This is a genomic window from Butyrivibrio sp. AE3003 (assembly GCF_000686065.1).
In the GTDB taxonomy this organism is placed as follows: Bacteria; Bacillota; Clostridia; order Lachnospirales; family Lachnospiraceae; genus Butyrivibrio; species Butyrivibrio hungatei_A.
This window is the reverse complement of record NZ_JMLX01000001.1, coordinates 1,008,506-1,033,015: the sequence shown is the minus strand read 5'-3', so window position 1 is coordinate 1,033,015 and position 24,510 is coordinate 1,008,506. Positions and strand designations below refer to the sequence as shown.

Genomic DNA, 24,510 nt, shown 5'->3' with positions numbered 1-24,510 from the left:
AAACTAATATAAGGAGTGGGACCGTGGAAATGAAAAATGTATTAAAAGAAGTACTGAGTACAGTGTTGTATCTTGCAGTTGTTTTTGTACTTACTTTTTTGTTTATAACTTTTGTTGCACAGAGGACGCGTGTAGTCGGACATTCAATGGAGCCTACGTTGCAGGATGCCGATAGTCTTATCATTGAGAAGGTTTCTTACAGATTCAGTGCACCAAAGAGATTTGATATAATTGTTTTTCCTTATGAGCATGGCAATCAGGGAAAGGAATTCTTTGTGAAGAGAATAATCGGACTTCCCGGCGAGACTATAAAGATTGACGAAGAAGGTAATATCTTTGTAAACGGTCAGAAGCTTGAGGAAAACTATGGAAATGAAGTAATCGAGGATCCGGGAGTGGCAATAAACGACGTTGTTCTTGGAGATGATGAATACTTTGTAATGGGAGATAACCGAAACAGAAGTATGGACAGCCGATTTGAAAATGTCGGAAATATCAGCAAGGATAAGTTCCTTGGAAGGGTTGTTTGCAGGATATTCCCCTTTGATAAAATCGGGGGAGTAAAGTAATGCAATCTCTTAATGACATCAAGAGCGTTCTAAATGAATCTGTTACCGTCGATGCGCTTAAGAGCTTTATTGCCACGTATGAAAGTGATGAGAGAGCGGGTGTCCGTAAACTTATTGATACGGCAAAAAAGCGCATTGATTCTATAGAGAAAGAACTTGCCAGACTCAAGGAAATGAGAAAGTTTGAAAATGAGAACAGGCAGTTCGGTCTTCTTTGCGGAATTGACGAAGTAGGAAGGGGCCCTTTGGCGGGACCTGTATATGCTGCGGCTGTAATGCTTCCCGAGGATGTTGATATTTTATATATTAACGATTCCAAGAAATTATCCGAAAAAAAGAGAGAAGAGTTATACTCTGAAATAATGGAAAAAGCTGTAGCGGTGGGCATAGGACATGCATCCGAAAAAAGGATAGATGAGATAAACATTTTGCAGGCAACTTTTGAAGCGATGACTATGGCGGTCTCCGAGCTTTCCGTTAAACCCGGAGCTCTTTTGATCGATGCGGTGCATATTCCCCAGCTTGAAGAGTACAAGCAGATTTCTATAATAAAGGGAGATGCAAAGAGTGCGTCGATCGCGGCGGCAAGTATTATTGCCAAGGTTACGAGAGACAGAGTCATGAAAAAGTACGCGGAAGAATATCCCGAGTATGGATTTGATTCGAATAAAGGCTACGGAAGTAAAGAGCATATCGACGCCATAAAGAAATACGGCCCTTGTCCCATTCATCGCAGATCTTTTATAGGGAATTTTATATGAGCGGTATTTTAAATGTATCACAACAAAATACTACGATTACCGTTGAGGGCGTTCAGACTAAATTACAGCCTGCCGAAGGTAAGCCGGTCGAGCTTAAGGCGGGCGACAGTATTCAGGGAACGGTTGTATCCGTAGCTGAGGAAAACGGCGAGAAATACGCCGATATAAGTCTGGGCGATAATGTTATACGCGCCAAACTCTCTGAGGATATGGGGCTTAGGCAGGGACAGACATTGAATTTTGCTGTTAAGTCCTTGTCTAAAAACGGAGTTTCTCTTACCCCTCTTTTTGAAAACACGGCAGTTTCTTTAAGCACGGAGAAAGCATTAAATGCTGCGGGCATAGCGATTACACGTGACAGCGTTGCTATGGTCGAGAGTATGATGAAATCAGGCCTTCCGATAAATAAGGATGCGCTCCGTGATATGAACAATGTGGTTTCTTCTTTTCAGAATGCTTCTATTTCAACACTTGTTGAGATGAAGAGTCTTGATATTCCAATTACCGAAAACAATATTTCACAGTACCAAAACTACAAGAATTATGAGCATCAGGTAATAAACGAGATGCAGGAATTTGCAGACGAACTTCCGCAGGCTTTTAATGCGCTTGCATCGGAAGGAAAGATTGATCAGGCTCTTAATCTTTATAAAGGAATCATAGATGAATTTGTTTCAACCGGATCATCTTCTTTACAAAACGAAGCAGAAGAAAGTGCGGTTAATGTTTCACCGAATATTGAAAGCAGTGAAAAGATGTCGGGAGAACAGACAGGTGTTACCGCTAATTCATCTGTGGATAATGTAGATAAGTTTGTTGATAAAAATGATAGGGGTGTCATTTCTTTAGATGTGGCAAGGGCTGACGAGTTTACAAAAAATTCTGAAAAAATGCCTTTTGAGGACATTTCGAAGGAAGATTTCGTACAAAAACTTAACAATTTAAATATTTCCCCAAAGATAACAGAGAGATATTTGGCGGCTTCTCTTAACGAAAATACGGATGTCAAGTTTGACGGAAAAGAGTTGTTAAAAGAACTGTCATTCATGCTCTCGGACACAGAGAACATGTCGGATGAGACTAAAGCTCTTTTTAAGGATCTCTTTTCACATAAAGAATTCGGAAAGATATTGAAGAATGCCATAGCTGATGATTGGCTTCTTAAGCCGTTTGATGTCGAGAAGAAGGACAATGTGACTTCGCTTTATCAAAAGCTGGGAAGTCAGCTAAAGAGCATGTCTGATACGATCACGAATACACTGGGCGCTGAATCAAAACTTGGAAGCACCGTGACCAATATGCAGAACAACCTTGATTTTATGAATCAGCTTAATCAGATCTTTCAGTATGTTCAGCTGCCGCTTCAGATGAGCGGACAGGAAGCGCACGGCGATCTTTACGTCTATAGGAATAAGAACAAAAGAGTCAGCGAGGACGGTTCGGTCAGTGCGGTTCTGCATCTTGATATGGATAATCTCGGGCCTGTTGACGTGCTTGTTAAGATGAAGGAAAATAAGGTTTCCACAAACTTCTATGTCATGGATGAAAGCGTTCTTGATCTTATAAATGACAATATCCATATCCTCAACGAAAGGCTTGAAAAGCGCGGATATACCATGCAGGTCAAGATGATGCTTCATGATGATAAGGACGAAGGTGACATGGCTGTGAATGAGATGTTTGATGTTAATAAGATGTCTGTGATCTCCACAGCTTCGTTTGATGCGAGGGCGTAACTATGGCAGATAAAGATGAAAACAAAAAAGTAAAAACCGCCGTCGCTCTGGGATATGATCCCAATGAAAACGGGGCACCCGTAGTACTTGCTTCGGGAAAGGGCGCACTTGCCGAGAAAATCATTGAGCAGGCTCAGGAGAACAAAATCCCGGTTCATGAGGACAGTAAGCTTGCGGATACGCTTTCAAAGCTGGAAATTGGAGAGATGATCCCTCCTGAGTTATATGAGGTTGTGGCGGAGATTCTTGTCTTTGTCGATGCAATGGATAAAATTAAGGCAAAAGATAAGTCTCAAAGATAGAAATAAGTTAGAAATAAGTTATTATGAATAAAAGAGATTTGGGAACTTTTTATGAGGATATTGCTGCCGAGTATATTAAAAACAAAGGTGGCAGGGTCATAAAGAGAAACTTTAGGACAAGACAGGGCGAAATTGATATTATTGCAAGAGACGGCGAATATCTTTGCTTTGTAGAAGTTAAATACAGAAAAAAAAGACGATTACGGCAATCCGCTTGATTGTGTGGGTTATACTAAACAGAGAACCATATGCAAAGTTTCGAACGTTTATATTAAGATGAACGGAGCGGATTTTGATGTGCCGATAAGGTATGATGTAATTGCAGTTAATGCTTCCGAAGAAGGAACACTTAATGTAAACTGGCTTAAGAATGCCTTTGAATACGTATTAAATTGAAGAAATGAAGAAATTGGAGATTTAAATGATCAGATATATTGACATAAAGAGATGCGGCGGCGAGAAGACAATGGAGCTTAGGGAAAAGAAAGGTGTTCATTACCTTGTTTTTCCTAAAATAGAAGAACTTGGAATTGTAGATCATCTGTTTAGTACAAGGCTCGGCGGAGTTTCAAAGGGATGCTTTTCCGAGATGAATCTAAGCTATACACGTGGAGATGAAAAAGAAGCTGTAGATGAGAATTACAGGAGAATTTCAGAAGTCCTGGGACACGGGAAAAAGCTCGATGATTTTGTGTGCACTTTCCAGACGCATACCGTAAATGTAATGAAAGTTACGGAAGAAGACAGGGGTAAAGGCCCTGCAAAACTTCGCGATTATACGGATATAGACGGACTTATCACGAATATTCCGGGGATTATTTTATCAACGTTCCATGCGGATTGTCCTCCGGTATTCTTTATCGATCCCGTCAAAAAGGCTATAGGCCTTTCTCATTCGGGATGGAAGGGAACAAAAGGTGAGATTTCCGCAAGAACGATCGAAGCAATGACAAGGGAATACGGAACGGATCCTGCTGACCTTATCTGCGCCGTCGGACCTTCTATCTGCGGCGAATGCTATGAGATTGGCGGCGATGTTGCGGATGAGTTTGCCGAGAATTATACTGAGGAAGAACTTGAGAGAGAAAAAATTTTAGTTCCGTATCCGAACGGAAAATTCAGGCTTTATCTGTGGAATGCCATTAGATATACGCTTATAAAGAGCGGTGTTAAAACTGAAAATATACTTATTACCGATATATGCACCAGATGCAATCCGGATCTTTTGTTCTCGCACAGAGTTCATAAGGATAACAGGGGTAATCTGTGCGCATTTTTGTCACTTAAGGATGAAACAGAATAATTTGTTGTGAGGTTGATATGGAAAACATTTTAGTATGTGATGATGATAAAGAAATAGTTGATGCCATTGAGATTTATCTTGAACAGGAGGGATTTAGGGTATACAAGGCATATGACGGCATAGAAGCTATCGAAGTTATGAAGAAAGTTGAGATTCAGCTTGCGATAGTTGATATTATGATGCCCAGAATGGACGGAATCCATTTTGTAAAAGAGCTCAGGAAATTCAGCACCGTCCCCGTTATCTTTCTTTCCGCAAAGAGCGAAGATTCCGATAAGATACTCGGGCTTAACATCGGTGCTGACGACTATGTGTCAAAGCCTTTCAATCCATTGGAACTCGTCGCAAGAGTTAAGTCCAATCTCAGAAGATATGTATCTCTCGGACGCATGGTGGAAAAGGAAAATGTGTATTCGGCGGGCGGACTTGTGATTGACGATAATTCCAAGGAATGTTTTGTTTACGGTGAGAGCATCAGACTTACACCTATTGAATACAATATCCTTGCTTTTCTTGTAAAAAATAAGGGGAAGGTTTATTCAATAAATCAGATTTATGAGCAGATATGGCATGATTCCGCGGTTCGCGTAGATAATACGATCGCGGTTCATATCAGACATATTCGTGAAAAGATTGAGATAAATCCCAAAGATCCCAAATTCCTTAAGGTTGTATGGGGAGTAGGATACAAGGTTGAGGATGAGATTGTATGAGGAAAAAAGGCTTTAGATATAGCGTGACAATGCGCATAATACAGCATATTCTGGCTGCTTTTGTTGTATTTATCATTATATACTCGGTTGTCGGAACCAGCGTTGTTATTAACAGTGCGGGAAAAGATGTTTCCTACAACCTATATGAGTCCGATAAAAGCAGAAGCTATGAGGAGTCATATCTTTTTAACAACATCCTTGGAAACAATATGTCGAATGTATTCAGGCTTGTTGCGGAAAGAACCCAGCTTGAGACTAAGGGACAGTATAACGGCAAGAAGGTTATCGATGTCACCGCATATGCCAGTAAGGGAAGTGTTCTACCGGGAGATTATATTACCGCAAATTACTACCTTGCAGATCTCTTAAACTGGGGAAAGAGCGGTTTTGAATATAAAACTCTCAAATTTACCGATGAAGACAGCAGTAAGTTCTTGAGTCCCGTAACAACATATACACATCTTAAGAACAACGTGGTATCAGGTGGTATGAACTCTTATCTCAGTTCGCAGCTTGATGATAACAGTTTGATTTTTACCATATCGGGGAATTCTGCGCCTGAAGGCGGAACATACAATATACTTACGCAGAGATACAAGACTGTCGACGGAAAAAATATTGAGAATATCGTTTCGACATGGGAAGATTACAATCTTTTGGCTTCGTATGTCGAAGAGTCGGCGAACAATCTTGCGCTGAATTTTGCGGAATACGGAAAGCTTATCAATTACTACAGCTACCAGAATTCAAATTTAAGATATTACATTACCAGAATGATCAACGGTAAGACGGAAGTCTATACCAATGTCGAAGAACTCAAGAACGAGACAATAGGCGTTAATATTCTTGAAAAGTTTAAGAGATACGGAAGATATATTTACTACTGTCCTTACGAATTCCAATATGAGACCGACACTCTTATAAATGAGAACACGGTAAGATCCGTTATCAACACATACGGCTATGCATATCCCGACCAGATCAAGGTATATCTTGGAGTGGATACAAAGGAATATCCGGCATCCGATGATTTTACAAAAGGAAAGGCAAGCTTTTCAAAATACATGCCTTATCGAAGCCAGATCTACATTGTCTGCGGACTTGCGATTCTTTCTTATCTGATCATCTTTACGGTATATATCGTAAAGATCCCTGTAAGAGAAGAACTTGTCTATGGTAAAAAGAGAATTCCGACGGAAATACTCTTGCTTGTTTGCGCGCTTTTGATGGCGATTCCGTTTATTGTGGTCGGCGCTGTTATGACTGCTTGGAATGTAAGTTTCGACAAGATATTCAGACATGTGCTGTTCCCGTATTACGGAATGGTGTCATCTGTCGTTATTGATATAGGACTTCTTTCTCTTGTATACGGACTTGTGCAAAAGGGAAAAGATAAGGTTCTTTGGGAAGACAGCTTTTTGAAAAAAATCGTGGCAATCTTTAGGGAGATGATTCTAAATACCACGAACAACGGCAGTGTGATCATAAGGACATGGGGTCCGTACGCACTGTTTGTTGTGCTCAATTTCCTGCTTTTCAGGATAGGAATTCTTGGAATAGTTATTGCCGGATTTTTTGACATGCTTGTAGGACTTTATTTATACAGACAGAATTATGACAGGCAAGGGATAATTCATGTCATAGAGAATATTAAAAAAGGTGATGTCAGTGCTAAAGTTGATGTGACGGACCTTCATTCCGACAATGTAAATCTTGCTGAAGCGGTCAATTCAATCGGCGAAGGAATTAAGATCGCGGTTAATACAAGCATGAAGGATGAGAAGCTAAAGGCCGATCTTATCACGAATGTATCTCATGATATCAAGACACCACTTACTTCGATCATCAATTATGTCGATCTTATCAAACGTGAGAATATCGATAATAAGAAGGTAAAAGAGTATGTCGAGGTTCTTGAGACCAAGTCGCAGAAGCTTAAACAGCTCACAGAAGACCTGGTAGAAGCATCTAAGATAAGTTCGGGAAATATAAGCATTCAGCTTGGAACCATTGATTTTGTTGAATTTATAAATCAGACTATAGGCGAATTCTATGAGAAGTTTGAGACTCACACACTTACTCCGATATTTAAACACGAAGATATGAGCATGTGCATAAGCGCAGATGCAAGGCATCTTTGGAGAGTTATAGAGAACCTCTTGAATAACGTTTGCAAATATGCTCTTCCGGGAACCAGAGTATATATGGATATGGTCTATATCACAGAAGATAGTAAGAATAAGAAAGTTGAGTTTTCAATCAAGAATATTTCTGAATCCGAGCTTGATATCGGTGCGGATGAACTGACGGAAAGATTTATAAGAGGAGATGAGTCCAGAACAACGGAAGGAAGCGGACTTGGACTTTCTATCGCAAAGAACCTCACAATCGCACAGGGCGGAGAGTTTGATATAAGACTTGACGGTGATCTTTTTAAAGTAGTGATAGTGTTTGATTGTGTAGAACAATAAGAACAAGGAATTTCAAATAAAAAAGAACCTCCGGTTTTTCAATTTTACTTGAAAAGTCGGAGGTTTTGCTTATCTTCAGTCGAACAATTCGCCGGGAGTCTTGCATCCTGAATTGTACTTACCGACGATCTCGCGGATTTTTTCTGTAGGCATGTTAACGCTCTGCATTGTGGCATCGTGATTTAAGAAGTCGATGATCGTTGCAAGGAACTTGCCCATGTCGGCAATAAATATATAAGGTCTTGTTGTTATTTCGGAATCCATATATGTAAGGTTTGTAGTAATTACCGCATCGAAGTATTTCTTTTCATATCCCTCATCAAACTTATCCATTCCGTTTGTGAAAAGACCAAATGTAGTGCAGATAAATACTCGCTTAGCACCCATGCTCTTAAGCTGCTTGGCTGTGTCGATCATACTTGATCCCGATGAGATCATATCATCGATGATGATAACGTCTCTTCCTGAAATATCAGAACCAAGGAATTCGTGTGCAACGATAGGATTGCTTCCGTTTACAACGTGGGCATAGTCACGTCTTTTATAGAACATACCTGTATCTGCGCCGATAACGTTTGCAAAGTATACGGCTCTGTCGAGAGCTCCTTCATCAGGACTGATTACAGTGAGATGATCTTTGTCTACGATAAGGTCATCAATGTGTGAGAGAAGTGCCTTCATAAACTGGTATGAAGCTAGGAAGTTGTCAAATCCTCCGAGAGGTTTTGAGTTTGAGATTCTCGGGTCATGAGCATCAAAAGTGATGAAGTTTGAAATGCCCATGTCATACAGCTCTTTAAACATCTGAGCCGCGTCGAGAGATTCCATGCCGTTTCTCTTGTGCTGTCTTCCTTCATATAAGAAGGGCATGATGACATTGATTCTCTTGGCCTTTCCCGTAAGGGCGCCGATAACTCTCTTAAGATCCTGATAGTGATCGTCGGGAGATTTGTGATTTATGTAGTTATACATTTTATAAGTAATGCTGTAATTGCAGACATCGGTAAGAATATAGACGTCGTTTCCGCGGACGCTTTCATTGATAGCAGCTTTTGCTTCGCCGCTTCCGAAACGGTCAAGACAGTATTTTATCTTGTAGCTGTCCTTGACATAGCCGTGAAATGCGGGATCGTTTTCAGGCATTTTGTAAAGATTGTGGCGAAACTCCGCGATATAATGATCTACGCTGTCACCCAGCTCTTTTGCTGAGTCCATAACAATTAAATTAAGCGGAGCTACCGGAATAGAAGTTTCCAGTTTAGAAAAATCTGGCATATTTGTTCCTTTCTTCGGAATATGAAGTTTATATTTTATGAAGCATTTAACTTCCTATATTGTTTTATCATTATGATTACTGACAAGTCAAGGAATTTCATATATAATACATTATCGGAGGATTTCGTTACCGCACATGTGTAGGCGTAAGCGGTAACGCCGATCCTGCAGAATATGAGGTTATTTTTTGATGGTTTCAAAGAAGGGGCACCTTATCGGCAGAGTCGATGAGGGCAGTATTGCCGAAGAACTGAATATTGAGCCGGGCGACACACTGCTTAAGATTAACGATCAGGATATTCAGGATATATTTGATTATCAGTATCTTGTGCAGGATGAACATCTCGAAGTTCTTATCAGGAAAAGTGATGGTGAGGAGTGGCTCCTTGACATCGACAAGGAGTTTGATGAGGATCTCGGAATAGAGTTTGACAACGGACTCATGGATAACTACAGGTCTTGCAGCAATAAGTGTATCTTTTGCTTTATAGACCAGATGCCGAAGGGCATGCGCGATACTTTGTACTTTAAAGATGATGATTCCAGACTTTCTTTTTTGCAGGGTAATTATGTCACACTGACCAATATGTCCGATGCGGATATCGACAGAATCCTGAAGTATCATCTTTCACCTATCAATGTTTCATTTCAGACGACCAATCCTGAACTCAGATGCAAAATGCTTGGAAACAGATTTGCCGGCGAGGCTCTTAAAAAGGTGGACAGACTATGTGCACCGGGAACGGGAATTGAGCTTAACGGCCAGATCGTTTTGTGCAAGGGAGTAAATGACGGAGCCGAACTTGAGAGATCGATCTCCGATCTTACCAAGTACATCCCAAATCTGCAGAGCGTATCGGTTGTTCCCGTTGGGCTTTCCAAATACAGGGACGGGCTGTATCCGCTTGAACCTTTTGAGTACGAGGATGCGTGTGCTGTCATAGATCTGATAGAAAAATGGCAGAAAAAAGTGTATGATGAGCACGGCATACATTTCATACATGCAAGCGATGAATGGTATTTCCTTGCAGGAAGGGACTTCCCCGAAGCTGAGCGCTATGACGGATACATTCAATATGAGAACGGTGTCGGAATGATGAGACTTCTTCTCGATGAATTCGGTGAATCACTTGATGCTCTTATCAGTAATTATCCGGATGAACTTGCTTCGGTAAAAAGAGAAATATCACTTGCGACAGGAAGGCTTGTATATCCTTGTATAAAGCAGATGGCTGAAAGAGCGATGGAAGTGTGCAAGGGCCTTACGATTCATGTTTATGAAATAGTCAATGAATTTTTTGGCGAAAGGATTACTGTTTCCGGACTTCTTACGGGACAGGATATTATAAAGCAGTTAAAAGACAAAGAGCTTGGAACAACACTGTATCTTCCGGAAAATCTTTTAAGAAGCGGCGAGGATTATCTTCTTGATGATGTTAAGGTCGGAGATATAGAAAAAGAGCTTGATATAAAGATTGGAATATCAAAATGCGACGGGCATGAACTTGCCGCATTACTATTCGGTGTTCCGGTTGATAATACATATTAAAAAGGAAAACACATGAGCAGAAAAAATATAGTAGCGGTGGTCGGAAGACCAAATGTCGGAAAATCAACACTCTTTAATGCTCTTGCGGGAAGCAGGATTGCTATTGTGCAGGACACTCCCGGTGTTACAAGAGACAGAATTTATCAGGATGTTGAGTGGCTTAATCACAGTTTCACTCTTATTGATACCGGTGGTATCGAACCTGATTCAAAAGATATTATTCTCTCTCAGATGAGAGAACAGGCGCAGATTGCCATAGATACGGCCGATGTTATCTTATTTATGGTTGATGTAAAGCAGGGACTTACCGATTCTGATTCCAAAGTGGCTGATATGCTGAGAAGATCGGGAAAGCCTGTTGTTTTGTGTGTAAATAAGGTTGACAGTTACAGCAGGGATTCACTTGATGTATACGAGTTTTACAATCTCGGAATAGGTGAGCCTTTCCCGATTTCTGCTGTCAATAAACTTGGTATAGGCGATCTTCTCGAGGAAGTCGTAAGTCACTTCAGCAAAGATTCAACAAATGATGAGGAAGATGACACAACTAAGATTGCAATTATCGGTAAGCCCAACGTAGGTAAGTCATCTATTATCAATAAGCTTATCGGCGAGAACAGGCTCATTGTTTCCGACATTGCGGGAACTACGAGAGATGCCATCGATACCGATGTTAAATACAACGGTAAGAAGTACACGTTTATCGATACGGCCGGACTTAGAAGAAAGAGTAAGGTCAAGGACGAACTTGAGCATTACATGATACTCCGTACCGTCGGAGCTGTTGAGAGAGCTGATGTTGCCATCCTTGTTATCAATGCCGAGGACGGGGTTACGGATCAGGATGCCAAGATCGCGGGAATTGCGCATGAGAGCGGAAAAGCCGTAATAATAGCTGTTAATAAGTGGGATCTTATTGAAAAAGATAATCATTCCGTTAAGGAATTTACCAAGAACATCAGGAATACCCTGGCGTTTATGAACTATGCAGAGATTATCTTTATTTCTGCCCAGACAGGTCAGAGACTTGTGAAGCTTTATGACATGATAGATATTGTAAGCGAAAATCATGCGCTCAGAGTTTCTACAGGTGTTCTCAACGAGATTATGACTCAGGCAGTTGTTATGCAGCAGCCGCCTAGTGATAAGGGTAAGATATTAAAGCTTTACTATATCACTCAGGCTTCGGTTAAGCCGCCGACTTTTGTTATCTTCGTAAATGACAAAAAGCTCATGCACTTTAGTTATACGAGATATATAGAAAATCAGATCCGAGAAGCATTCGGATTTAAGGGAACACCCCTTAGATTTATAATAAGAGAGAGAAAAGAGGATAAGTAAAAATGGAAAGAGTAGTTTGTTTGATCGTAGGATATGTATTTGGCCTTTTTCAGACAGCTGTATTGTACGGAAAAATGAAGGGCGTTGACATCAGAAGCGTCGGAAGTAAGAACGCGGGAACAACAAACACACTCAGAGTTATGGGAGCCAAGGCGGGACTTATAGTTTTGTTTGGCGATATGTTTAAATGCATATTGGCTATAATTGTTACTTATTTTCTTTTTGGAAGAAGCAATCCGGACTACAGATACTTCTATATGATATATACAGCCGCAGGAGCTGTGCTTGGACATGACTTCCCGTTCTTCTTAAAGTTTAAGGGCGGAAAGGGAATTGCCTGCACTGCGGGATATATCATCGCAATGGGTTGGAAGTTTGTTCTTGTTGGACTTATTGCTTTCTTTGGCCCTTTTAACATTACACATTTCGTGTCACTCAGCAGTCTCTGCCTTTATGCATGTTTTCTTGTGCAGTATGTTATATTCGGACAGATGGGATTTCTCGGAAATCTTTCGCAGAGTGCACTTAATGAGATGTATGTGATAGTTGCACTTCTTACGGCGCTTGCTTTTTATCAACACAGAAGCAATATAAAGAAGCTTATTTCAGGTACAGAAAGAAAGACCTATATTTCAAAAAAGAATAAGGTCGACTGATCAGGAGGAATATTTTTTTGGGTATACAAATTGGTGTAATTGGTGCGGGAAGCTGGGGTATTGCGCTTTCCTATGTATTGGCGGGTAACGGACATGATGTTACTGTCTGGTCCAGAAGTGACGAGTCTGTTGAAAAGCTCAGGCTATATCACGGTAATGAAGCTAAACTTCCGGGAGTAAAACTTCCCGAATCCGTTAAATACACATCAAGTATGGAAGAAGCCGTAAAGGACAAAGATATCATTGTTGTAGTCGTTCCTTCGGCTCATATGCGTGAAACTATAAGGCTTATGAAGCCTTTCATTAACGAGAGTGAAGAGCACAGACAGATCATTGTTAATTGCAGTAAGGGAATCGAAGAAGATTCGCTTATGGTCATGTCCGATGTCATTCTCGATGAGATACCGGGATGTAATGTATGTGTTCTTTCAGGCCCCTCTCATGCGGAAGAAGTCGGAAAGAGCATGCCTACTACACTTGTAGTCGGTGCTTTTGAAAAAGAGATTGCAAAATATATACAGAATATATTTATGAATTCTTTTCTCAGAGTATATATCAGTCCCGATATGCTTGGAATCGAGATCGGTGCGGCACTTAAGAATGTCGTTGCGCTTGCTGCGGGAATTGCTGACGGCTATGGCTGCGGTGACAATGCAAAGGCTGCGCTTATCACAAGAGGAATCGCTGAGATCTCAAGGCTTGGAATGGCAATGGGCGGAAAATTTGAAACTTTTGCAGGACTTTCAGGAATCGGTGATCTTATCGTAACCTGTGCATCGATGCATTCACGTAACAGACGCGCCGGTATTCTTATCGGTCAGGGAAAAACATATAAAGAAGCCATGGATGAAGTAAACATGGTTGTTGAAGGCGTTTACAGCGCCAGAGCAGCACTAAAGCTTGCTGAAAAATATGAGGTTGAAATGCCTATAATCACGGCGGTTAATGAGATATTATTTGACGGAAAATCTCTTGAGGAGGCTGTAAAAGACCTTATGATGAGAGATAAGAAGACAGAAAACAATATGCTGGAATGGTGAATGGCTTTTTGTTTAAAAAGTATTTGACATAATATCATTATGCTACTAAAATTTCATATTATACAAAAAAGGCAATGATCGGAATAAGTAGTGATTACAGGCTGACAACAGAGAATAGCCGGTTGGTGAGAGGCGTATGTTAAGAGTAATCGTGAATACCTCCGTGAGCTGCGAGGCGGAAATTATAGTAGGCTTCGACGGGACTGACCGTTATATCGGAAGAGTATCGTTTCGCTTTATGTGAGACCGTACTTGCTGAGGTATGTAGTGTGAGCTGCATACGAATGAAGGTGGTAACACGATTATTTCGTCCTTCGCAATCATTGTTGGTTGCGGAGGACTTTAATTTTGTATTCCAATATATAGAGCACTTCGCAATCGGAAAATACAGGAGGGAAAAATGAAGATTTATGAAGAATTACAGGCGAGAGGCCTCATCGCTCAGACTACTGACGAAGAAAAGATCAGAGATCTTGTAAACGAAGGAAAGGCAACTTTTTACATCGGATTTGACTGTACGGCTGATTCACTTACAGCCGGTCACTTCATGGCACTTACACTTATGAAGAGGCTTCAGATGGCCGGAAACAAGCCTATAGCTCTTATCGGAGGCGGTACAACAATGATCGGCGATCCTTCGGGAAGAACCGATATGCGTAAGATGCTTACAAGAGAAGATATCGATCACAATGCAGCCTGCTTCAAGAAACAGATGGAGAACTTCATTGAGTTTGGAGAAGGAAAGGCTATGATGGTCAACAACGCAGATTGGCTTCTTAACCTTAACTATGTTGAACTTCTTCGTGAAGTTGGTGCTTGCTTCTCAGTTAACAATATGCTCAGAGCCGAGTGCTACAAGCAGAGAATGGAAAAAGGGCTTTCATTCCTTGAATTTAACTACATGATCATGCAGTCATACGACTTCTATTACATGTTCCAGAAGTACAACTGTAACCTTGAGTTCGGCGGAGACGATCAGTGGAGCAACATGCTTGGCGGAACAGAGCTTATCAGAAGAAAGCTCGGTGAAGATGCGCACGCTATGACAATTACTCTTCTTACAGACTCTCAGGGTAAGAAGATGGGTAAGACAGCAGGAAATGCCGTATGGCTCGATCCCAAGAAGACATCTCCTTACGATTTCTATCAGTACTGGAGAAATGTAGCAGATGCTGATGTAGATAAGTGCATAAAGATGCTTACATTTATTCCTATTGAAGAAATCCTTGAGATGGAAAAATGGGATCCTTCAAGAGTCAATGAGAAGAAGGAAATTCTTGCATTTGAGCTTACATCTCTTGTACACGGCAAGGAAGAAGCTCAGAAAGCTCAGGATGCAGCAAGAGCTCTTTTTGCAGGCGGCGGAAATATGGATAATGTTCCGGCTGTTGCACTTAAAGAAGAGGACTTCAGAGACGGTGTTGTTGATATCCTTCAGGTTCTTGTATCGGCAGGACTTTGCAATACAAGAAGCGAAGCAAGACGTGCAGTTGAGCAGGGCGGTGTAACTGTAGCGGATGCAAAGGTTACAGACGTAAAGACTACTTACAATAAGGACTTCTTTGCTGACGGAGTTATGGTAAAGAAAGGAAAGAAGTCATTTAAGAAAGTTACTGCATAATATAATTGAAGAGCTTGTGAAAAATAGGAAAAATATTTTTCATAGGCTCTTTATTCTTGTATCAAGTAAATTACTTAAAAATTATACGAAAGAGGTACATATGGAGCCTTTAGTCATAACAATATTAGCCATTGTGCTTATGCTGACGGGATGTGGAAAGATTGATGAAGAGAAGGCAAATGTATCTGATGGTGCGTCTGTTGCAGATATATCTGTTGCGAATATGTCTATTGCTGATGATGCCGGTACGGAAGCTTCAGATAATGAAAATGATGCATCCTCTTTTATCTCCCATGAGCGTTATCAGCAGGCAAAAGATGATAAAAGCGGAAATTATACAGCTTTTTTGAACAATGAAAAAAAGGCAAAAGTTGATTGTGATGATTATGTATTCGAGAGTGAAGAAAAAAAGGAATACGATTTTGAGGAGTTGAAAGAGCTTGCATCAGATAGCACCAGTCTTCGTGAGAATCCATGTGATTCTGACTATAGATATATAGACTGTGGGTGTGACGGCGAAAAAGAATTGTTGATATGGGTAAGCAAAAGTGAGTATGGTTTTGGTTTTGTTTTAAAAGATGAAGGTGGCGAACTTTATATTCGATATGTTTCTGAATCCGGTGAGAAATTCTATGAAGGAATATGTGAAGACGGTTATGTCAGTGGCTTTGGAAAAGCCGGAGCATCTCTTGCCATATATGATTATGGCTATCTTGATAAAGATGCGAGATATCATTTTTTTTATACTTGTCAATATTATCTGGCGCTTGATTTGGGAATGGCAGGCATAGAGGATGAGGATGTGCTCAATAATAATCAACTTCTTGTTTATAGTTTTGGTATGTATGGTGATGCTAAGAGTGAAGACTCTATGTGTACAGATGAGGGCTTCGTTGATACATGGATAAAAAAATCGTTTATTGATGACGGTTATAAGTTCTATTCAAAAAAAGAACTCAAAGAACGTATGCTAAAAAGAGCTGATGAGATTGGTCTCAGTAAGCTAGATATAGATGAATGGAAAGAAGATATCAGCAGGGAGTTTGATGATGAAGAAAAATAAGTTGAAATAATATGTATAATTATTAATTAAAATGTATAAAAGCGTTAATTATGGGCTGTTGCGCAAACATTGCGCAACAGCCCATGTTTTTGCGTAAATATATTTATAATTTATACAATTTATTGTTGATTTAGGGTGAATGGTATGATAATATGTTATTACTTTGTTGTTAAATAATTAAAATTATTGTAATAATAGAAATGAAGAAAGAGAGATTATTGTTATTAAAAGGGAGGAGTTTGTAAATGGCAAAGACAAGAGAGTGGTTATTTAATACATCTACCGGTATGCCGGTCAGGATTACATTAAATAAAAACAGATTAGTGTCTGTCAACGGTAGTCCTGAAACCAAGGTGATGGCATTTAAATCGCCTGAAAGCAATTTTGCTGAGAGAGTATTTGATATTCCTTTAGGCAATGGGGAAATTGCAAAACTTTGCGTCAGAAATAAGCAGGTACTTGTATATAACGGAAGAAATGTAGAAACAGGTGAAGAGTACAAAACTATTCAGCTGCCGAAGTGGGTTTATGTCTTTGTGGTTTTATATATTGTAAATTTCTTTGTGCTTCTCGGAGGTGCACTTGGAGGTGCTACTTCAGCAATCGGAGCATATGCATCAGCAAATATTTCTGCTGATGAGAAGAGAAACACATTAACCAAAGTATTGTTCTGTGTATTGCTTTACCTTGGTATATCTATTGTATCTTTTCTTTTGGCTTATGCAGCGGGCAAAGCTTTTCAGCTCTAAAATAAATTGATAACTTACGAAAATAGGACGTTGCCCTAAGGTTATTAGTGCAATGTCCTATTTTAATTTAATTGCGATTAATAATTTACCGCATCGATATTGACAAACCGATGCGGTAGTTTTATATTAAACATATGAACAGTTATTCATATGTTTAAATGAAAGGAAAAGCGAATGGCTATAAATGATGTAGAACACTGCGAAGTACATAATGTTCACAGAGAGCTTGTAGACAGAATTGGGAAAGAAATGCCTCCGGAGGATGAACTCTATGATCTGGCTGAACTCTTTAAAGTATTTGGAGATTCGACCAGAATCAAGATTTTGTTTGCTTTGTTTGAATCTGAAATGTGCGTATGTGATATAGCTGAGACACTCAACATGACTCAGTCGGCGATATCGCATCAGCTGAAGATTTTGAAGCAGAGTAAGCTTGTAGGAAACAGGCGCGAAGGTAAGTCGATCATTTATTATCTGGCTGACGATCATGTGAGAACGATTATCGCTCAGGGAATGAGCCATATAAATGAGTAATCGGGAACTGTAATTTGGCATGCGTATGCATACATAAATTTATAAAATTCATCCCAAGAGGAGAAAGGATATTTATTATGAAGAAGACATTTAAGTGTGAAGTTGATTGCGCAAACTGTGCTGCAAAGATGGAGGAAGCTGTTAAGAAAATCGAAGGCGTTGTAAATGCCAGAGTTAATTTTATGACTCAGAAGTTTGTTCTTGAAGCAGCAGATGATGTATTTGATGATGTTTTTGACAAGGCTGTTAAGGCATGCAAGAAGGTTGAGCCCGATTGTGAGATAGAGGGCGCTTAATTAAGAAAGAAGAGATGTCACTATGACTAAGAAGCAAAAGAAAACAAGAAACAGAATACTTATTGTACTTGGAATATTTACGGTATTACTTATTCTTGAAAAGACAGGCTTGCTTAAAAATGTTCCGCTTATCGTGAAATTCCTCATATTCCTCGTTCCGTATGTGATGATCGGCTACGACGTAATTAAAAAGTCGGCAGTAAATATCAGTCACGGACAGGTTTTTGATGAGAACTTCCTTATGATGATCGCTACATTTGGTGCTTTTGGTATCGGAGAGTATCCCGAAGCGGTTGCGGTAATGCTCTTTTACCAGATCGGAGAACTGTTCCAGAGCTATGCTGTTGGAAAGTCGCGCCAGTCCATCACTGAGATGATGAGCATTGCACCTGAGATTGCCAATATTGTCGGCGAGAACGGTGAAGTGAATGAAGTTGACCCTTCTGAAGTAAAGATCGGTGACACATTACTTGTAAGAGCCGGTGAGAAGATTCCTGTAGACGGTGTTGTTATCGAGGGCGAGTCCTTTATTGATACGGCAGCGCTTACAGGCGAATCTGTTCCGAGACGAGTTGTAAAAGACTCTGATGTTATTAGCGGATGCGTAAACGGCGAAGGAATTCTTAAGATCAGAGCCGTTAAGGCATATGAAGATTCAACCGTTTCAAGGATTTTGGAGCTTGTTGAGAATGCGAGCGATAAGAAGTCCCGTATGGAGAACTTCATTACGAGATTTGCAAGATATTACACTCCCGTGGTTACAATAGGAGCACTCCTTCTTGCGATCATACCGCCGATTCTCGGACAACTGGCTTTATCTGACAGTATAAAAAGAGCTTGTATCTTTCTTATTGTTTCTTGTCCATGTGCGCTTGTAATATCTGTTCCGCTTGGATTCTTTGGCGGAATCGGAGCTTCTTCCAAGATTGGTGTTTTGGTTAAGGGAAGTAATTTCCTTGAAGCTGTGTCGGGTATAAAGACGGTCGTTTTTGACAAAACGGGAACACTTACCAAGGGCGAGTTCAAAGTTACAGATGTTGTATCTTCGAACGTGGCAAAGATTTCGAGAGATGAACTTCTTGATATGGCGGCTACAGGTGAAGCATTCTCAAATCATCCGATCGCAAGGTCTGTATTTACTGCTTATCTTAATGAGTCGGGCAAAAAAGACATAGACAGAAGCAGCATAAGCGAAGCTGATACAAAGGAAATCTCAGGAAGAGGAATAGAGACTCTTTATAATGGAAAAAAGCTTCTTCTTGGCAATTCAAAGCTTATGAACGAAAATGCCATAAGTTCTTTTGCGGAAGCTGACTCTGTATCCGGAACAATTGTCTATGTAGGATATGACGGAGAATACAAGGGATATGTTGTTATCTCTGATGTTATAAAGGATACAGCCAAAGCTGCGATTGCAGGCATCAAGAAGGTTGGCGTTGCAAAGACAGTCATGCTTACGGGTGACAGGAAAGATGTTGCCGAAGATGTCGGAAGGAAGCTTGGTATAGATGAAGTTATTTCACAGCTTCTACCTGCAGATAAGGTGGAACGGGTTGAAAAAATGCTTTCATCAGAGGATAATGGTAGTAAGCTTGCGTTTGTTGGCGATGGAATTAACGACGCTCCGGTCCTTATGAGAGCGGATGTCGGAATAGCCATGGGTTCACTTGGAAGTGATGCGGCCATTGAGGCTGCGGATATTGTTATCATGGATGATGATATCAACAAGATACCTTCGGTTATTGCTATTGCCCGCAAGACTATCAGGATCGTGAAAGAAAATATTGTATTTGCGCTTTCCGTAAAGGTCATCATTTTGATCTTGGGAGCACTGGGACTTACAACGATGTGGATTGCGGTGTTCGGAGATGTCGGAGTGGCCGTAATAGCTATTCTGAATTCCATGAGAGCGCTTAAGACAGAGAAGATATAATATTTTTTTATCATAAAAAAGATCCGGGCTCTGACGGAGGAAACAGAATAATGGCAAAAGCAGGACTTGACATAGGAGAGCTTCTTTTAAAGATTGCTACCGGCGAAACCGGCGAGATCAGCAAGGTTGATTATGTTGCACAAAAACCGAAATTCAGCACCATTAGTGCAAATGATGAACAAAAGCTAAAAAGATGTTCGCCTGAATCGCAGGGTGTCAGTTCTGCTTTTTTTACGTCTTTATTAAGGGAACTTGCCGAGAACAAAGAATGTAAGATGCACAAATTCATGGCTCTAAGAAACGGAAATGTTATCTGTGAGTGTGGATTTGAGCCGTATTCCATTGATTATTGGCATGTTTCTTATTCTATGTGTAAGAGTATTGTCGCTATGGCAATAGGCATACTCATAAACGATGGGAAACTCACTATTGTAGATAGGGTTGATGATATTTTCAGTGAGCAGATAGGTCTTCTTAAATTCCACAGAAAGACAATAACGGTAAAAAAATCTTCTCGATATGACAAGCGGCTCCGAATTCAACGAAGCAGGTGCCATAAGCGGAAATGACTGGGTATCGGCGTTTCTTGAAGCGGGAACCAAATTTGAACCGGGCTCGCAGTTTGAATACAACAGCATGAATACTTATATGCTGTCGGCTATCGTGACGCAGATTACGGGCAAGTCTTTGTTTGAATTTTGCAAAGAACGTATCTTTGATCCGATGGGAATAAAAAGAGTGTTCTGGGAGAGTTGCCCAAAGAAGATAACAAAAGGCGGCTGGGGACTCTTTATCCGTACTGAAGATATGGCAAAGCTCGGACAGCTTTATCTAAATAAGGGAAAGTGGAACGGTGTACAGATTGTCCCTGAGAAATGGGTGGAAGAGTCTATCACTCCGCAGATTCTTACGGGACGTGAAGACAGCACGCACTATGGTTATCAGTTATGGATTAACGGGGACAGGCAGGATTCTTATGCGTTTAACGGAATGCTCGGTCAGAATGTTTTTATCTATCCGGATATTAACATGGTTGTGGTTACGAATGCCGGAAACAGCGATATTTTCCAGACGTCATTGATGGCAGTTAAGATTCGAGAGGCTATTAAGAACCTTGAGATAGGAAATAAGCCTTTGGATGAGAATTTCTCGGCGTATTCAGAGCTTATGGCACTATGCAAATCGATTAGTGGAGAAACTGTCAGTTACCCTGCGATTGTCAGCGGAGGCTGGAAAAACAGGGCGATTAAAGAATCTGTCGGAAGTACAAGAGGAAGGACGGCCGCTTATAAGAGCAGGAGAGGCGACTTTAAGAAATCCCTTAATTATTTCAATATGAGAAATGAAAGCCTTCTTGCCGCAAAATGGCTTCGCAAGATCGACGGAAAAATCTATGATATTGAAAATAATAATATAGGCGTATTTCCTATTATGATGCAGGTTGTGCACAATAACTTTACCGACGGCATCAAGAAAATCGGATTCAGGATTGATGATAACGGATTCTTTTTCATAGATATCTATGAAGGGGATGCTCTTTATGCGCTTAAATGCGGCTTTGGCGGTAAGAGATATGTCACAAATATCAACATGCACGGTGAGATGTATCAGGTAAGTCTCGAGTCGTATTGCAAGACTGACGAATACAACAGATTTGTGCTTAGAAATGAGATCGTGTTCCTTGAGGAAGCCTGCAGCAGAACAATAAATATCTATTTTGACGACGATGCTTCCGACAGAGCGGACAGGAAAGGTACATTTATTTATCCGTCGGTTCCAAGCGGTATTGAGGTTAGATTCTTTGAAACACCGGGCGGTGAAATGCTGATTGATGCGATGAAGAATGTTTCTCCCGAAGGTCTTGGAGGACTTCAGGGTATTATCTTTGGAAAGATCATAAAAGGCGGTGTCAAAGGGCTTTTTGAGGATGCGATAAAGAATATGCTCGAACCGAAAGTTCGTGGAGTATTGTCGCAGTGGTAATTATGATAGAATGTCTAAGGAAACACTGATTGATTTTAATATTATTTAAAGTGTTTTTTGGAAAACAATGTAATTTCAGATGAGAGAGGTGGCAAAATGGCTGATAAATTATATGAAAAACTTACAGGCTGCGTTGATGCGGTTAGAAGTAAGACTGATTTCGTTCCCGATGTAGCATTGGTTCTTGGTTCGGGACTTGGAAATTATGCGGAGAATATTAAAGTCTGCGCTGAGATTGAATATAAGGATATACCGGGATTTCCTGTTTCTACTGTTCCCGGACATGCAGGTAAATTCATATTCGGATATGTGGGCGATACTAAAGTTGTCTGCATGAAGGGAAGAGTTCATTTTTACGAAGGATATGATATCAGCGATGTCGTTCTTCCTGTTAGACTTATGGGAATGCTGGGCGCTAAGATTCTCTTTTTGACAAATGCTTCCGGAGGACTTGGAAAGGGCTTTGCGGCAGGCGACCTTATGCTTATAACGGACCACATTTCATGCTTTGCACCCAATCCTCTTATCGGCGCGAATATCGATGAACTCGGACCCAGATTCCCCGATATGAGTGAGGTATACAAAAAAGATCTTCAGGATATCATTAAGGAAACTGCGAAGGAAAACGGTATCGAGCTTAAAGAGGGCGTTTATTGTCAGCTTACGGGACCTTCGTTTGAGTCACCCGCTGAGATTCAGATGCTTGCAAAGCTGGGTGTTTCTGCAGTCGGAATGAGTACAGTAAATGAAGCAATCGCTGCAAATCACATGGGACTTAAAATCTGCGGAGTTTCATGTATCTGTAACCTTGCATCGGGACTTTCGGAGAATCCTTTGTCTCACGAGGAAGTGCAGGAAGCTGCAGATAAAGCGGCTCCGTTATTTACAAAGCTTGTGACGGAATCAATCAAAAAATTCAGCAAAGGATGATGACAGTATATGGATAATTCGGGACTTGTATATGTTTTGGGAGTTCTTTTTGCGTTCGTGATCATTGCTTACGTTCTGGGCGTGAGGGATGCTGCACTTGCAAAGAAGAATCTTATTTATAAACTAAAGAAAAATTGGGGCGATTCGCCAAAGAGAAAATATAAGGAAGATGACTTTGATCATATTACCGGTTACTACGATAACCATAGAGAGGGATTTCAGGTAGACGACACGACCTGGAATGACCTTAACATGGACGGCGTATTTACAAGAATGAACTATTGCCTCAGCGCTTCGGGTGAAGAGTATCTTTATTATATGCTCAGAACGCCCAAGCAGACTGACGACTTTGAGAATGAGGAGAAAAAGATAAAGTTCTTTTCCGAAAATGACGAGGCAAGGCTTAAGTATCAGCAGATCTTTGCCAGAATCGGAAGAGGCAACAGATATTCAATCTATGATTATCTCAAAGTTCTCAATGATGTAGGGAATTTCAGCAATGCAAAGCACTATCTGATGATAGCTCTTATTGCTTTGACGATCGTTATTACATGCATTAAGTTTGAGCTCGGAGCATTTCTTTTTCTTGCTGCCGTAGTAGCAAATGTGATCATGTATTTTAATATCAAAGGGAAGATTGATCCGTATCTTTCGACATATTCTTATATTCTTAAGGCTCTTTCGTCTGCGAAACTTTTTAAAGGAGCAAGTTATCCTGAGCTTAGTGATGATATTGAGCTTTTGAATAAGTCTTATGACAGCCTTAAAGGATTTGTCAGCGGTTCAAGTGTTCTTATGAAGCCGTCGGGTGGCGGTGGTCCTGCTGATATTATCATGGATTATGTTCGTATGATCACGCATATCGATCTTATCAAGTTTAACAAGATGTACCGTCAGCTCATGGAAAAGAAAGATGATCTTGATGTGATAATCACAGTGATAGGAAGAATGGATGCGTATATTTCGATTGCTTGTTACAGAGAGTCTGTAAAGGGACAATATTGCACTCCGACTTTTGCAAACGGCGAGATGAACTTTGAGAACGTGATGCATCCTCTTATCGAGAATGCGGTTTCTAACAGTATCGATACTAATAAAGGAGTTCTTTTGACCGGCTCGAATGCTTCCGGTAAATCGACATTCCTTAAGACCATCGGTATCAACGTTTTACTTGCACAGTCTGTGCATACAGTTCTTGCAAAGAGTTACAAAGCACCTCTTCTCAGAATTTATTCTTCAATGGCGCTTAAGGATGATATCTATGAGGGTGACAGTTATTATATTGTCGAGATCAAGTCCATGAAGAGAATAATTGATGCGGCGAAGGAAGAGGGAAATCCTGTTCTTTGCTTCGTTGATGAGGTACTTCGCGGAACAAACACGGTTGAGAGAATCGCTGCGTCGACAGAGATACTTAAGTTCCTTACAGATTCCGGAGTTAATTGTTTTGCCGCTACGCATGACATCGAGCTCACTCAGCTTCTTAAGGATAAGTACGACCTCTATCACTTTGAGGGAAATGTCTCTGACAACGATGTACATTTTGATTATATGCTTAAAAAAGGTCCTGCGACGAACAGGAATGCGATCAAGCTTTTGAGCGTTCTTGGATATGACAGCAGTCTTGTAGACAACGCGCAGAATCTTGCGGAGAAATTTTTGAATACGGGAGTTTGGGAATAAAT

The 24,510-nt window shown here is 40.5% G+C and carries 24 protein-coding genes and 1 other annotated feature; of the genes, 23 read left to right on the top strand and 1 reads right to left on the bottom strand.

The features are described from left to right. The first annotated feature begins 29 nt into the window (after positions 1-29). The 9 genes from lepB to CD00_RS19125 are packed head-to-tail and all read left to right on the top strand — an operon-like array spanning position 30 to position 7,855. A complete protein-coding gene (lepB, locus tag CD00_RS0105000; RefSeq protein WP_026654951.1) occupies positions 30-569 on the top strand; it encodes a signal peptidase I in 540 nt (179 codons plus the stop codon). Further along, complete coding sequence (locus CD00_RS0104995) at positions 569-1,330, top strand: ribonuclease HII (protein ID WP_026654950.1); 762 nt, start codon at positions 569-571, stop codon at positions 1,328-1,330. Before lepB ends, CD00_RS0104995 begins: the two co-directional genes overlap by 1 nt. Further along, positions 1,327-3,066: a flagellar hook-length control protein FliK gene (gene fliK / locus CD00_RS0104990; protein ID WP_026654949.1), complete on the top strand. Its 1,740-nt coding sequence runs from the start codon at positions 1,327-1,329 to the stop codon at positions 3,064-3,066. The genes CD00_RS0104995 and fliK overlap by 4 nt, the downstream gene beginning before the upstream one ends. Before the next feature lie 2 nt (positions 3,067-3,068). Then, the gene (locus tag CD00_RS0104985; RefSeq protein WP_026654948.1) at positions 3,069-3,368 is read left to right on the top strand and encodes an EscU/YscU/HrcU family type III secretion system export apparatus switch protein; all 300 of its coding nucleotides are present in this window, start codon (positions 3,069-3,071) and stop codon (positions 3,366-3,368) included. Positions 3,369-3,391: 23 nt separating this feature from the next. Further along, positions 3,392-3,586, top strand: a complete 195-nt coding sequence (locus CD00_RS20090) for a YraN family protein (RefSeq protein ID WP_051594086.1) — start codon at positions 3,392-3,394, stop codon at positions 3,584-3,586. 4 nt (positions 3,587-3,590) lie between these two features. Next, a complete protein-coding gene (locus tag CD00_RS20360; RefSeq protein WP_207640451.1) occupies positions 3,591-3,764 on the top strand; it encodes a hypothetical protein in 174 nt (57 codons plus the stop codon). Between the two features lie 25 nt (positions 3,765-3,789). Then, positions 3,790-4,671, top strand: a complete 882-nt coding sequence (pgeF, locus tag CD00_RS0104975; protein WP_034461980.1) for a peptidoglycan editing factor PgeF — start codon at positions 3,790-3,792, stop codon at positions 4,669-4,671. A 17-nt stretch (positions 4,672-4,688) separates the two neighbouring features. Further along, positions 4,689-5,384 carry a response regulator transcription factor gene (locus CD00_RS0104970; RefSeq protein WP_026654946.1) on the top strand — a complete coding sequence of 232 codons (696 nt, stop codon included), beginning with the start codon at positions 4,689-4,691 and terminating at the stop codon, positions 5,382-5,384. Beyond that, positions 5,381-7,855 (top strand): sensor histidine kinase, encoded by a 2,475-nt coding sequence (locus CD00_RS19125; RefSeq protein WP_026654944.1) that lies wholly within the window; start codon positions 5,381-5,383, stop codon positions 7,853-7,855. Before CD00_RS0104970 ends, CD00_RS19125 begins: the two co-directional genes overlap by 4 nt. Before the next feature lie 75 nt (positions 7,856-7,930). Here the strand turns inward: CD00_RS19125 and CD00_RS0104960 are convergent, their stop codons facing one another. After that, positions 7,931-9,130: a ribose-phosphate pyrophosphokinase gene (locus tag CD00_RS0104960; RefSeq protein ID WP_026654943.1), complete on the bottom strand. Its 1,200-nt coding sequence runs from the start codon at positions 9,128-9,130 to the stop codon at positions 7,931-7,933. 190 nt (positions 9,131-9,320) lie between these two features. Here CD00_RS0104960 and CD00_RS17280 point away from each other — a divergent pair, with 190 nt between their 5' ends. The 14 genes from CD00_RS17280 (at position 9,321) to CD00_RS0104895 (ending at position 24,508) form a co-directional block, all read left to right on the top strand. After that, positions 9,321-10,679, top strand: coding sequence for a radical SAM protein (locus CD00_RS17280; RefSeq protein ID WP_034461979.1), 1,359 nt, complete (start codon positions 9,321-9,323; stop codon positions 10,677-10,679). 12 nt (positions 10,680-10,691) lie between these two features. Next, a complete protein-coding gene (gene der / locus CD00_RS0104950; RefSeq protein ID WP_026654942.1) occupies positions 10,692-12,020 on the top strand; it encodes a ribosome biogenesis GTPase Der in 1,329 nt (442 codons plus the stop codon). A gap of 2 nt (positions 12,021-12,022) precedes the next feature. Next, entirely contained in the window at positions 12,023-12,676 is a 654-nt protein-coding gene (gene plsY / locus CD00_RS0104945) for a glycerol-3-phosphate 1-O-acyltransferase PlsY (protein WP_026654941.1), read from the top strand. Positions 12,677-12,693: 17 nt separating this feature from the next. After that, positions 12,694-13,716, top strand: a complete 1,023-nt coding sequence (locus tag CD00_RS0104940) for an NAD(P)H-dependent glycerol-3-phosphate dehydrogenase (protein WP_185750394.1) — start codon at positions 12,694-12,696, stop codon at positions 13,714-13,716. Between the two features lie 65 nt (positions 13,717-13,781). Continuing rightward, positions 13,782-14,034, top strand: a binding site (T-box leader). 82 nt (positions 14,035-14,116) lie between these two features. Then, on the top strand, positions 14,117-15,337 hold the full coding sequence (gene tyrS, locus CD00_RS0104935) for a tyrosine--tRNA ligase (protein WP_026654939.1): 1,221 nt from the start codon (positions 14,117-14,119) through the stop codon (positions 15,335-15,337). A 100-nt stretch (positions 15,338-15,437) separates the two neighbouring features. Then, complete coding sequence (locus CD00_RS0104930) at positions 15,438-16,400, top strand: hypothetical protein (protein ID WP_026654938.1); 963 nt, start codon at positions 15,438-15,440, stop codon at positions 16,398-16,400. A gap of 245 nt (positions 16,401-16,645) precedes the next feature. Next, positions 16,646-17,149 carry a hypothetical protein gene (locus tag CD00_RS0104925; RefSeq protein ID WP_026654936.1) on the top strand — a complete coding sequence of 168 codons (504 nt, stop codon included), beginning with the start codon at positions 16,646-16,648 and terminating at the stop codon, positions 17,147-17,149. A 174-nt stretch (positions 17,150-17,323) separates the two neighbouring features. Beyond that, on the top strand, positions 17,324-17,683 hold the full coding sequence (locus CD00_RS0104920; protein ID WP_026654935.1) for an ArsR/SmtB family transcription factor: 360 nt from the start codon (positions 17,324-17,326) through the stop codon (positions 17,681-17,683). A gap of 77 nt (positions 17,684-17,760) precedes the next feature. Beyond that, positions 17,761-17,979, top strand: coding sequence for a cation transporter (locus tag CD00_RS0104915; RefSeq protein ID WP_026654934.1), 219 nt, complete (start codon positions 17,761-17,763; stop codon positions 17,977-17,979). A 22-nt stretch (positions 17,980-18,001) separates the two neighbouring features. Then, positions 18,002-19,912: a heavy metal translocating P-type ATPase gene (locus tag CD00_RS0104910; protein WP_026654933.1), complete on the top strand. Its 1,911-nt coding sequence runs from the start codon at positions 18,002-18,004 to the stop codon at positions 19,910-19,912. Between the two features lie 50 nt (positions 19,913-19,962). Continuing rightward, on the top strand, positions 19,963-20,481 hold the full coding sequence (locus CD00_RS19120; RefSeq protein ID WP_051594085.1) for a hypothetical protein: 519 nt from the start codon (positions 19,963-19,965) through the stop codon (positions 20,479-20,481). Next, on the top strand, positions 20,432-21,895 hold the full coding sequence (locus CD00_RS17275) for a serine hydrolase domain-containing protein (protein ID WP_051594084.1): 1,464 nt from the start codon (positions 20,432-20,434) through the stop codon (positions 21,893-21,895). The genes CD00_RS19120 and CD00_RS17275 overlap by 50 nt, the downstream gene beginning before the upstream one ends. Positions 21,896-21,991: 96 nt before the next feature. Then, positions 21,992-22,825 carry a purine-nucleoside phosphorylase gene (locus CD00_RS0104900; RefSeq protein ID WP_026654932.1) on the top strand — a complete coding sequence of 278 codons (834 nt, stop codon included), beginning with the start codon at positions 21,992-21,994 and terminating at the stop codon, positions 22,823-22,825. Positions 22,826-22,834: 9 nt separating this feature from the next. Beyond that, complete coding sequence (locus CD00_RS0104895) at positions 22,835-24,508, top strand: MutS-related protein (RefSeq protein ID WP_026654931.1); 1,674 nt, start codon at positions 22,835-22,837, stop codon at positions 24,506-24,508. Positions 24,509-24,510 lie beyond the last annotated feature (2 nt).

Bases quoted from the DNA above. Each gene is read 5' to 3' on its own strand.
- lepB (WP_026654951.1), top strand. From the start codon at position 30: ATGAAAAATGTATTAAAAGAAGTACTGAGTACAGTGTTGTATCTTGCA.
- CD00_RS0104995 (WP_026654950.1), top strand. From the start codon at position 569: ATGCAATCTCTTAATGACATCAAGAGCGTTCTAAATGAATCTGTTACC.
- fliK (WP_026654949.1), top strand. From the start codon at position 1,327: ATGAGCGGTATTTTAAATGTATCACAACAAAATACTACGATTACCGTT.
- CD00_RS0104985 (WP_026654948.1), top strand. From the start codon at position 3,069: ATGGCAGATAAAGATGAAAACAAAAAAGTAAAAACCGCCGTCGCTCTG.
- CD00_RS20090 (WP_051594086.1), top strand. From the start codon at position 3,392: ATGAATAAAAGAGATTTGGGAACTTTTTATGAGGATATTGCTGCCGAG.
- pgeF (WP_034461980.1), top strand. From the start codon at position 3,790: ATGATCAGATATATTGACATAAAGAGATGCGGCGGCGAGAAGACAATG.
- CD00_RS0104970 (WP_026654946.1), top strand. From the start codon at position 4,689: ATGGAAAACATTTTAGTATGTGATGATGATAAAGAAATAGTTGATGCC.
- CD00_RS19125 (WP_026654944.1), top strand. From the start codon at position 5,381: ATGAGGAAAAAAGGCTTTAGATATAGCGTGACAATGCGCATAATACAG.
- CD00_RS0104960 (WP_026654943.1), bottom strand. From the start codon at position 9,130: ATGCCAGATTTTTCTAAACTGGAAACTTCTATTCCGGTAGCTCCGCTT.
- CD00_RS17280 (WP_034461979.1), top strand. From the start codon at position 9,321: ATGGTTTCAAAGAAGGGGCACCTTATCGGCAGAGTCGATGAGGGCAGT.
- der (WP_026654942.1), top strand. From the start codon at position 10,692: ATGAGCAGAAAAAATATAGTAGCGGTGGTCGGAAGACCAAATGTCGGA.
- plsY (WP_026654941.1), top strand. From the start codon at position 12,023: ATGGAAAGAGTAGTTTGTTTGATCGTAGGATATGTATTTGGCCTTTTT.
- tyrS (WP_026654939.1), top strand. From the start codon at position 14,117: ATGAAGATTTATGAAGAATTACAGGCGAGAGGCCTCATCGCTCAGACT.
- CD00_RS0104930 (WP_026654938.1), top strand. From the start codon at position 15,438: ATGGAGCCTTTAGTCATAACAATATTAGCCATTGTGCTTATGCTGACG.
- CD00_RS0104925 (WP_026654936.1), top strand. From the start codon at position 16,646: ATGGCAAAGACAAGAGAGTGGTTATTTAATACATCTACCGGTATGCCG.
- CD00_RS0104920 (WP_026654935.1), top strand. From the start codon at position 17,324: ATGGCTATAAATGATGTAGAACACTGCGAAGTACATAATGTTCACAGA.
- CD00_RS0104915 (WP_026654934.1), top strand. From the start codon at position 17,761: ATGAAGAAGACATTTAAGTGTGAAGTTGATTGCGCAAACTGTGCTGCA.
- CD00_RS0104910 (WP_026654933.1), top strand. From the start codon at position 18,002: ATGACTAAGAAGCAAAAGAAAACAAGAAACAGAATACTTATTGTACTT.
- CD00_RS19120 (WP_051594085.1), top strand. From the start codon at position 19,963: ATGGCAAAAGCAGGACTTGACATAGGAGAGCTTCTTTTAAAGATTGCT.
- CD00_RS17275 (WP_051594084.1), top strand. From the start codon at position 20,432: ATGACAAGCGGCTCCGAATTCAACGAAGCAGGTGCCATAAGCGGAAAT.
- CD00_RS0104900 (WP_026654932.1), top strand. From the start codon at position 21,992: ATGGCTGATAAATTATATGAAAAACTTACAGGCTGCGTTGATGCGGTT.
- CD00_RS0104895 (WP_026654931.1), top strand. From the start codon at position 22,835: ATGGATAATTCGGGACTTGTATATGTTTTGGGAGTTCTTTTTGCGTTC.